Source organism: Pseudonocardia sp., assembly GCF_050246655.1.
Taxonomy (GTDB): Bacteria; Actinomycetota; Actinomycetes; order Mycobacteriales; family Pseudonocardiaceae; genus Pseudonocardia.
In genome coordinates this window covers 1-9,669 of the sequence record NZ_JBFWVQ010000162.1, presented here as the reverse complement: position 1 = coordinate 9,669, position 9,669 = coordinate 1, and the positions used below count along the sequence as shown (strand labels likewise).

The following is a 9,669-nucleotide window of genomic DNA, read 5'->3' as shown; positions in this document are numbered from 1 at the left end:
GCACAATTAAAGCAGCAGTTCTCCGAGAAACGCCCTTGCCGCGCCGCTTGAGAATTACCGAACTGAGTGCGGCTGGCCTCCTGCTCGCCCCGGCCGGACATCATGCTGCTAAATCAGCGGCATTGGGATCGACCGAGAACGCACGCCGCGACGGCGGCCACCACATCTCGCACCGGCCGATCTGACCGGCCGCGCGCCCGGAGCGGCATAGGGAGGCGCTCCGTCGTCCGCGGCAGCCGCCGCCGTGCGATCCGACCTGTCGTGCAGGTCCGTGCTCACATCGCCACGCCCGCCGCGCTCCGACCCGTCCCTGCCATCGGCGGGACAGCGTGCTACCCACGCTCCCCCCGCCCTCCCGATGGCGCCCGAGCGACCCGGGATCCGCTCGCGCGCCTGAACCGCGTCCGAGAGGATGGCCCAGGGAGGTGGGAACCATCGTCGAGACGTGGACGTCCGCGCGGTGTGCCCAGGAGTGGAGCGTGAAGCCCGCGACGTGGGCGGGCTACGTCTCCCGCGGCCAGGCGCCCCCGCCGCTGGCCGAGCCGGACGCGCAGGGGCGGAAGGTGTGGGACCCCGAGGCGGTGCGGTCGTTCCCGCGGCCGGGGTCGGGCCGCTCGCGGGCCGGTGCGGGGCCGGAGGCGGAGGCGTTGCTCGCCGAGATGCGGGCGGTCGCGGCGGAGGTCGAGTACCTGCACGGGCGGCAGCGGGAGCTGCTGCGCGCGGGGCGCGGGCAGGGGCTGGAGATCGCGCCGATGGCGAAGGCGCTGGGGATCTCGCGGCAGACGGCGTACAGCTGGCTCGAGGGCTGACGCACCCCGCTGCCATGCACAGCGGGCGGCGGGCGGCGGGCGGCGGTGCATACGGCGGGGCGCCCCGCACACGGGCGGCCGGGAGACGGCGGGCGCCCGTGCACACGGTGGGGCGGCCGTGCACAGGTTCCACCGTCTGCACGGCGACGCCTGGATATTCACGGTACGCGGGGATGCGCACGGCGCAGGGGACGTCCCGGCCGGGCGCCGCGACGGAGCACGACGCCCGGCGGACACGGGACGCCCGGGCTACCAGGCGTGCACTCGTCGGCCGTATGTGCGGTCTCGGCGGCGGCGGACGCGAGTCGTCGCGCCGACGCAGACCACGACCTCTTCGCCTTCCAGCGGCGTGCCCCGCGTGGGTACCCGGTTTCTCGTGCCGGATCGCCGAGAGGGGGATCCGCCCTTCTCCGCCGAACGGATCGTGGCCTCCCGGTGCTCCACGTCACAGTGTGGCAGCTTCACGCCGCCGGTTCCAGGTCACCCGCCCGCCATAACCGGGCATACGCGCCGTCCGCGGCGAGCAACTCGTCGTGCGTGCCCTGCTCGACGATCCGGCCGCCGTCGAGTACGACGATCCGGTCCGCGCGGGCGGCGGTCGCGAGCCGGTGGGCGACGATGACGGCGGTGCGGCGGGCGGTGAGGCGGTCCCCCGCCGCGAGGACCGCGGCCTCGGTGGCCGGGTCCAGCGCCGCCGTCGCCTCGTCGAACAGCAGCAGGTCCGGATCGACGAGCTCGGCGCGGGCGAGCGCGACGAGCTGGCGCTGCCCCGCCGAGAGGCCCTGCCCGCGTTCCCCGACGGGATGGCGGAACCCCCCGGCGAGGCCCCGGACCAGCCCCAGCGCCCCGACGGCCCGCGCGGCGGCCTCGACCTGGGCGGGAGTGGCGTCGGGGCGGCCGTAGGCGATGTTGGCCGCGACGTCGCCGGTGAACAGGTGCGGCTCCTGCGGCACGACGCCGAGCCGGCGCCGGTAGGCCGACAGGGGGAACGACCGCACGTCCGTCCCGTCCACGCGCACCGCCCCCGACCCGACGTCGTAGAAACGGGCGAGCAGCTTCACCAGCGTGGACTTCCCCGCCCCCGTCGCCCCGACCAGCGCCACCGTCTCCCCCGGCAGCACCCGCAGCGACACCCCGTCCAGTGCGGGAGCGACGGCGCCGGCGTAGGTGAATCCCACCCCGTCCAGGACGACCTCCCCGCGCAGCCGCGCCGGCACCGCGACCGGCTCCTCGGGATCGGGCAGCGACGCCGGGGTGCGCAGCAGGTCGCCGATGCGCAGCAACCCGATGCGGGCCTGCTGGTAGCCGTCGAACACCTGCGAGAGCTGCTGCATCGGCGCGAAGAACAGGCCCAGGTAGAGCAGGAACGCGGTCAGCACCCCGGGTGTCAACGTCCCGTCCGCCACCCGCGACGCTCCGACGGCGAGCACCGCCGCCTGGGCGAGATCGGACAGCAGCATGACGAACGGGAAGTACGTGGCGATGTAGCGCTGGGCGCGCAGCCGGGAGCGCCGGTAGGCGAGGCTGCGGTCGGCGAACCGGGCGGCGCTGCGCTCCTCCCGCACGAACGCCTGGGCCACGCGCACGCCGCTGACGTTCTCCTGCATGTCCGCGTTGACGACGCTCACCCGCTCGCGTGCCTCGGCGTAGGCGGCCGAGGAGTAGTGCCGGAAGACGAGCGTCGCGACCACCAGCACCGGCAGCACGGCCAGCGCCACGAGGGCGAGCTCGGCGTCGGTGAGGAGCAGCGCCACGGCCACGCCGACGACGGTCAGGACGCTGACGACGGCCTGGGCGAGCCCGGTCTGCAGGAACGCGGACAGCGAGTCGACGTCGGTGGTGAGTCGGGTCATGATCCGCCCGGAGAGCTCGCGCTCGTAGTAGTCCAGGCCGAGCCGCTGCAGGTGGGCGTAGCTGCGCACGCGCAGCAGGTAGAGCAGGCTCTCCCCCGCCCGCGCGGTGACGACCGTCTGCGCCGCGACCACCAGCCAGCCCAGGCCCACCACCGCGAGCCCGAGGCCGACCGCGCCCAGCAGGACCGCGGGGTCCCGGGCGGTGATGCCGCCGTCGACCGCGACCCGTGCGATCGACGGGAACGCGAGCGTGGCCGCCGCGTCCAGGGACACGAGCAGGATGGTCAGCGCGAGGAGCCACCGCACGGGTCGTAGCAGCCGCGCGAGTCGAAACGCCGGGTCGGGTGTGGTGGGATCCTCGCCCGTGGTGCGCGGGGTCTCGGTGGCGGGCGGGAGTGCGTCGACGGCCTCGAGCAGCTCGGGCGTCGCCGGGATCCCGCCGACGAGCCCGGCGCCGTGCCCGCCGACCATGGCGCTGCGCAGGCCCCCACCCATGCCGCCGCGCCCGCCCGCGGTGCCTGCCTCGACGGCCCGGACGGCCCGGGTGAGCGCGCCGCCCGACGCCGCGGCCCCCTGCCCGGGCCACAGCTCGGGGGTGACGGCAGGCTCGCCGTCGGCGCCTGCCCCCGCCCCGGTGCGACGAGGGAGCCGCTCGTCGAGACCGGTCGTGGGGGCCGCAGCGAGGGAGGTGAGGTCCGGCGCCGCCATCAACCGCCGGAACAGCGCGCACCGCCCCCGCAGCTCCGCCTCGGTCCCGACGTCCGCGACCCGGCCGGCATCGAGGACCGCGATCCGGTCGGCGAGCGCGAGCGTCGAGCGCCGGTGGGCGACGAGGAGCGTGGTGCGCCCCGCCATCAGCGCCCGCAGCGTCTCGTGGATCGCCGCCTCGGTCGCGGTGTCGACGGCGGAGGTGGCGTCGTCCAGCACGAGCACGCGCGGGTCGGTGAGGACGGCCCGGGCCAGCGCGACCCGCTGGCGCTGCCCGCCCGACAGCGTGAGCCCCCGCTCGCCGACGACGGTGTCGTAGCCGTCCGGCAGCGTCGCGACGTAGGAGTCGATCTGGGCGAGCCGGGCGGCGGCGCGGACCTCGGCGTCGGTGGCGTCGGGCCGGCCGTAGGCGATGTTGGCGCGGATCGTGTCGGAGAACAGGAACGCCTCCTCGAACACGACCCCGAGCTCCCCGCGCAGCTCCGCCAGCCGCAGCCGCGGCAGGGGCACGCCGCCGAGGCGCAGCTCGCCGGCCTGCGGGTCGTAGAAGCGCGGCAGCAAGAGCGCGACCGTGGACTTGCCGGAGCCGGGCGGCCCGACCAGCGCGAGCGTCTCCCCCGGCGCGACGGACAGCGACACCCCGTCCAGGACGGGTTCGCGGCGGCTGTAGCCGAAGCGCACCCCGGAGAGCTCCACGGACAGCGGACCGTCCGGCAGCGGCAGCGGATCGGCCGGGTCGACGACCTCCGGCTGGGCGTCGATGAGGTCGTACACCCGCTCGACCCCGGCCCGCGCCAGCTGAGCGCTGACGACCAGCGCGCCGATCAGCCGCGCGGGCCCGACGAGCTGGGCGACGTAGGCGGTGAAGGCGAGGAAGGTGCCGAGGCTGATCGCGCCGTTCATGGCCATCCAGCCGCCGACGCCGATCACGCCGACCTGGCCCAGCGTCGGCAGGGCGAGCAGCGTCGGGTTGAGCCGGGCGGTCATGCGGGCGGCGCGCATCCGCTCCGCATAGAGCGTCCGTGCGCGCCCCTCCAGCGCGGTGACCTCGCGCGCCTCCTGCCCGAAACCCTTCACCACACGCACGCCGGTGACGGTCTCCTCGACCTGCTGCGCGACGTCCGCGGCCCGCTGCTGCGCCGACCAGGTGGCCGGGAACAGCCGCCGCCTCGACCGCACCGTGACCCAGGCGGCCACCGGCAGCAGGACCAGCGCGATCGCGGTGAGCAGCGGGGAGAGCCACAGCATCGCCGCGATCGAGGCGACGAGCAGCACGAACGTCCCCAACGACAGCGGCACGATCGACAGCAGCGACTGGACGAGCTGGAGATCGGTGATCGACCGGGAGACCACCTGACCGGTGCGCAGCGCGTCCTGGCGGGGGCCGTCGAGGCGCTGGACCGCGGCGAACACCTGCCGGCGCAGGTCGTGCTGGACGTCCAGCGCGAGCCGCCCGCCGAGGTAGCGGCGCACGAAGGCCGTGCCGAACCGCAGCAGCCCCAGCGCCACGAGCGCCGCCGCCACGGTGCCGAGCGCCTGCGTCGAGCCCGCCACCGCGTCGTCGACGACCACGCGCACGAGCAGCGGCGCCACCGCGTCCGACCCCACCCCCGCCACGGCCGCGAGCAGCGCGCCCGCCATGACCCGCTTGTGCCGCAGGCACGCCCTCACCAGGCGACGGATCCAACCCGTGGGAGCGGCGGCGGCGCGGTCGTGCACCGGTCCACGCTACGTCGCGCGCCGCCGGACCGTCCGGGTCAGCCGACCGACGACGTCCCCACCGGCGGGAACGCCGTGCCGGGCGCGTCGAGGTCGTCCGCACCGCCGTCGACGCACCCGGGGCCGACGACGTACTCGCCGAGGTCCGCGCGGTCCTCGGCGGCGAGGGGTGCGAACAGGTCGACGACGGCGTCCCGCGCGGCGAGGGCCTGCCCCGCGACCGCGCCGAACCCGGGCGCGAGCACGGCGGCGTACTGGAAGGAGTGGCACTCGGCCTCCGCCTCGCCGGTGTCGTCGACGAAGTGGCTGTACTCGTGGCCGAGCGTCGCGAGCGCGGACGCCACGTCGGGGTCGGGCCGCACGCGCAGCGCCGGGTCGGCGGCGTACCTCGCGAGGGCGGCGCAGTGCACGTCGGCGAGCTGCAGCGAGGTGGGCAGGCCGGTCTCGTCGTCGTAGACGACCTGGCCGTCGACGACGAAGGTGTCGGACGCCCCCGAGTCGAGCTCCGAGTCGAGCTCCGAGTCGAGCTCCGAGCCGGACTCCGCGCCGAACTCACGGGCCAGGCCCTGCTGGTCGAGGCAGCGCACGGGGATCTCCCGCCCCGACGCCCGGGTGATCGCCTGCGCGACGAGCCGCTCGTCCGCCACGGCCGACGGGGGCGCGCTCACCGGCGCGCACCCGGTGAGGGCGACCAGCACCGTCGCGGCGGCGACCAGCAGCTTCATCGCCCCGTCTGTCGCGGCCCGCCCGGCGGTGTTACCGGGGTCGCGTCCACCAGGTGGGATGCGCGGAACGCGGCGCCGTCCCCCGGGCGTTCCCCACGGCATGACCCACGTCCCGAACATCGCACTGAACGACGGCGTCGAGATCCCCCAGCTGGGTTTCGGGGTCTTCAAGGTCGCGGCCGGTGAGACCGAGCGCGCGGTGTCGACGGCCCTCGAGGCCGGCTACCGGCACGTGGACACGGCAGCGCTCTACGGCAACGAGCGCGAGGTCGGCGCGGCGATCGCGGCGTCGGGCCTGCCGCGCGAGGAGGTCTTCGTCACCACGAAGCTCTGGAACTCCGACCAGGGCGACCCGTCCGGCGCGCTGGCCGCGAGCCTGGAGCGGCTCGGCCTCGACCACGTCGACCTCTACCTCATCCACTGGCCCGTCCCGAGCCGGGACCGCTACGTCGACGCGTGGCGGGGCCTGGAGAAGATCGCCGCGGAGGGCCGGGCCCGGGCGATCGGCGTCTCGAACTTCCAGCCCGCGCACCTGCAGCGGCTGATCGACGAGACCGGAACCGTCCCGGCGATCAACCAGATCGAGCTGCACCCGGGGTTCCCGCAGGAGCGGCTGCGCGCCTACCACGCCGCGCACGGCATCGTCACCGAGGCCTGGGGCCCGCTGTCGCAGGGCGGTGACGCGCTGCGTGACGCGCGCGTGCGCGCCGTGGGCGAGCGCCACGGGAAGACACCGGCCCAGGTGATCCTGCGCTGGCACCTGCAGCTGGGCAACGTCGTGATCCCGAAGTCCGTGACGCCGTCGCGGATCGCGGAGAACCTCGACGTGTTCGACTTCGAGCTGGGCGCCGAGGACCTCGCGGTGATCGACGGCCTCGCCACGGGCCGGCGGCTCGGGCCGGACCCGGACACCTTCGCCGCGGGCGGCTGACCACCGCGCGAGCACCGCCCGACCATGATCAGCACCCGGACGACGATCACCTGCACTCGCTAGGCTCCCGGCGACCGTGTCGCGCGTCACCGGGAGCCGCCGATGTCACCCCAACCCGCCACGTACAGCGACGTCCTCGCGGGCTGGGAGGCCCGGCGGCCCGACGACGTCGCCCTCTCCTACGCCGGCACGGAGACGACCTGGGCGCGCCTCGCCGACCGGGTCCGGCGGCTGGCCGGGGCGTTGCGCGCGGCCGGCGTGGGCCCCGGCGACCGGATCGCGGTGCTGGACCTCAACCACCCGTCCTGCCTGGAGCTCACGCTCGCGTGCGCGCAGATCGGCGCGGCGAACACCGTGGTGAACTTCCGGCTCGCCCCGCCGGAGATCGTCTACGTGATCAACGACGCCGGCGCGACGCTGCTGTTCGTCGGTCCCGAGTTCACCGCGGCGGCCGAGCAGGTGCGGGAGAAGCTCCCGACGGTGCAGCGGGTGATCGGCGTCCCGGACGAGTACGAGGCATGGCTCGCGGCGGCCACGCCGGACGCGCAGGTGCACCCGTCGGCGCCCGGGGACTGCTTCGTGCAGCTCTACACCTCGGGCACCACGGGCTTCCCGAAGGGCGCGATGCTCACCCACCACGGGATGCTCGCCCACGCGCGCAACGTGTCCGCGGGCTTCGCCATGGACACCACGGCGGTCGTGCAGGTGTGCATGCCGCTGTTCCACGTGGGCGGCACGAGCTACGCGCTGCTCGCGATCCATGCGGGCGCGCGTATCGAGATGATGCGCGTCCCGGAACCCGCGGCGGCCCTCGCGATGATCGGCGAGAAGGGGATCACCCACACGTTCTGGGTGCCCGCGCTGATGGCGGCGATGACGCAGGTGCCCGGCGTCGCGGACCGGGACTTCTCGTCGCTGAAGGCGCTCTCCTACGGCGCCTCCCCGATGCCGCTGCCGGTGATGCGCGCCTGCCTGGCGCTCTTCCCGGGGATCATGCACCAGGTCTACGGCATGACCGAGCAGTGCGGCGTCGTCAGCTCGCTGGGCCCGGAGGACCACGCGAACCCCGCCGTGGCGCACCGGCTCGTCTCGGCCGGCAGGCCGATCCACGGCGTGGAGATGGAGATCCGCGACCCCGCCACCGGGGAGCCCGTGCCCGTCGGCGAGCCCGGCGAGATCTGGGTGCGCAGCGCGCAGGTCATGGGCGGCTACTGGGCGAGGCCGGACGCCACCGCGGCCGCGATCACCGCGGACGGCTGGCTGCGGTCCGGCGACGGCGGCCACGTGGACGCGGACGGCTACTTCTACGTCACCGACCGGATCAAGGACATGATCATCTCCGGCGGGGAGAACATCTACCCGGCCGAGATCGAGCGGGTCATCGCCGAGCACCCGAGCGTGGCCGACGTGGCCGTCATCGGCGTTCCGGACGACCGCTGGGGCGAGGTGCCCAAGGCCGTCGTCGTCGCCGCGCCGGGTGAGCGCGTCGACCCCGGCGAACTGCTGGCGCACTGCAGGGCGCACCTCGCGGCGTTCAAGTGCCCGCAGAGCGTCGACGTGCGCGACGAGCTGCCCCGCAACCCCACCGGGAAGATCCTCAAGAAGGACCTGCGGAAGCCGTACTGGGAGGGACGGGAACGCCAGGTCGGGTGACCCGGCCCTCGCGGAGCAGGAGCGCGGCGAGCACGACCATCCAGAGCAGCCAGGCGCCGATGCCGACCCGCTCGGTGAACCCCATCCACGGGGTGGCCCCGCCTGCGGCGATGTCGCCCACCAGCACGCCCGTCAGCGCGCCGAAGCCGAGGGTCGCGGCGATCGTGACGGCGGAGTAGACCCGCACGCCGGTGCCGAACGCGGCGGCGGCGGTCGCGATCTGCGCCGTGATCAGCAGGACCGTCACGACGGTGAGCGCGATGTGGCCGACGTCGTTCACGCTCATCGCACCCGGGACCATGTCCGCGCGGGCGGTCATCGGGAAGGGCAGCCAGAGCAGGCCGACGGCGGCCGTCGCGACGAGCAGGTCGCCGGCCACCCGCAGGGCGCGGCGCCCGCCGGCGGCGCGCCGCACGCCGAGGCCGAACGCCGCCAGCAGGCCGGTCGAGACCGGCACCATCGCGAGCAGGAACAGCCGGGCGGGCGACCCGATCGCGGAGAGCTCGCTGACCGCCTGGGACATCGGGTCGTAGCTCGGGATCAGAGCGGCCGCGACCACGTCGTTCGTGACGACGTAGAGCAGCGCGTAGGCCGGACCGCAGGCCAGCAGGATCGTGGCGGTACGCGTCGTCGGGTTCATCGGGACCTCCGCGCCCGACGGTCCGCCGCCGCGGGCGCGCCCGGCAGGGGCCGACGGCCCGCACCCCGCCCGCCGGACGGCCCGTGCCGGGTCACCGCGGCCGGGCGAAACCGAACGTCGCGATCCGCGGTGGCTCCCCCGCCGCGAGCGCGTCCAGGACGAGCCGTTCGTGCGGCACCACAGGATCGGGCAGCGCGCCCAGCGGGAACCACCGCAGGTCCGCGCTCTTGGCCGTCTCCATCCGCCGCGGCTCACCGGTCCAACGGCGGCAGGCGAAGAAGAAGTCGACCCGCTCGTCGATCGGCTTGCCGGTCGGCTGGCGGCGGTGCACCACGGTCAGGGGTTCGAGATCGGCGGGATCGACGACGACGCCGAGCTCCTCCGCGGCCTCCCGCACCGCGGCGTCGTGGACCGCCTCGGTGTACTCGACGTGGCCCGCCGCGCCGCTGGCCCAGTAGCCGTCGCGGAAGCCGGTGCCGGAGCGCAGCTGCAGCAGCACCTGCCCGTCGCGGAGCAGGAGCACGTAAGCGGCCGGTACCAGGGCGAACACCCCGCCAACGCTAGGCTGCCGCCGTGACGGGCTACGAGCAGGTCCAGACCACCGACGGCACGTTCGACGCCTACCGCGCCG

Annotated in this window: 8 protein-coding genes; 4 read left to right on the top strand and 4 right to left on the bottom strand. The window is 75.0% G+C overall.

Going from position 1 to position 9,669, the window contains the following annotated elements; all coding sequences use genetic code 11:
- Together AB7J25_RS28535 and AB7J25_RS28530 are read left to right on the top strand one after the other, a co-directional pair.
- On the top strand, positions 1 to 185 hold a 185-nt coding region (locus AB7J25_RS28535), incomplete at its 5' end, for a hypothetical protein (protein ID WP_428514097.1).
- A gap of 240 nt (positions 186 to 425) precedes the next feature.
- Positions 426 to 809, top strand: coding sequence for a hypothetical protein (locus AB7J25_RS28530; RefSeq protein ID WP_428514095.1), 384 nt, complete (start codon positions 426 to 428; stop codon positions 807 to 809).
- Between the two features lie 461 nt (positions 810 to 1,270).
- Here AB7J25_RS28530 and AB7J25_RS28525 read toward each other — a convergent pair whose 3' ends face one another.
- Complete coding sequence (locus tag AB7J25_RS28525; protein ID WP_428514099.1) at positions 1,271 to 5,011, bottom strand: ABC transporter ATP-binding protein; 3,741 nt, start codon at positions 5,009 to 5,011, stop codon at positions 1,271 to 1,273.
- Between the two features lie 116 nt (positions 5,012 to 5,127).
- Positions 5,128 to 5,814: a hypothetical protein gene (locus AB7J25_RS28520; RefSeq protein WP_428514093.1), complete on the bottom strand. Its 687-nt coding sequence runs from the start codon at positions 5,812 to 5,814 to the stop codon at positions 5,128 to 5,130.
- Between the two features lie 100 nt (positions 5,815 to 5,914).
- Here AB7J25_RS28520 and AB7J25_RS28515 point away from each other — a divergent pair, with 100 nt between their 5' ends.
- Both AB7J25_RS28515 and AB7J25_RS28510 read left to right on the top strand, forming a co-directional pair.
- Entirely contained in the window at positions 5,915 to 6,745 is an 831-nt protein-coding gene (locus tag AB7J25_RS28515; protein WP_428514091.1) for an aldo/keto reductase, read from the top strand.
- Between the two features lie 102 nt (positions 6,746 to 6,847).
- Complete coding sequence (locus tag AB7J25_RS28510; RefSeq protein WP_428514089.1) at positions 6,848 to 8,398, top strand: long-chain-fatty-acid--CoA ligase; 1,551 nt, start codon at positions 6,848 to 6,850, stop codon at positions 8,396 to 8,398.
- Here the strand turns inward: AB7J25_RS28510 and AB7J25_RS28505 are convergent.
- Both AB7J25_RS28505 and AB7J25_RS28500 read right to left on the bottom strand, forming a co-directional pair.
- The gene (locus tag AB7J25_RS28505) at positions 8,343 to 9,038 is read right to left on the bottom strand and encodes a DUF998 domain-containing protein (RefSeq protein WP_428514087.1); all 696 of its coding nucleotides are present in this window, start codon (positions 9,036 to 9,038) and stop codon (positions 8,343 to 8,345) included. The two genes, AB7J25_RS28510 and AB7J25_RS28505, sit on opposite strands and share 56 nt — an antisense overlap.
- A 91-nt stretch (positions 9,039 to 9,129) precedes the next feature.
- Complete coding sequence (locus AB7J25_RS28500; protein ID WP_428514085.1) at positions 9,130 to 9,588, bottom strand: NUDIX hydrolase; 459 nt, start codon at positions 9,586 to 9,588, stop codon at positions 9,130 to 9,132.
- Positions 9,589 to 9,669 lie beyond the last annotated feature (81 nt).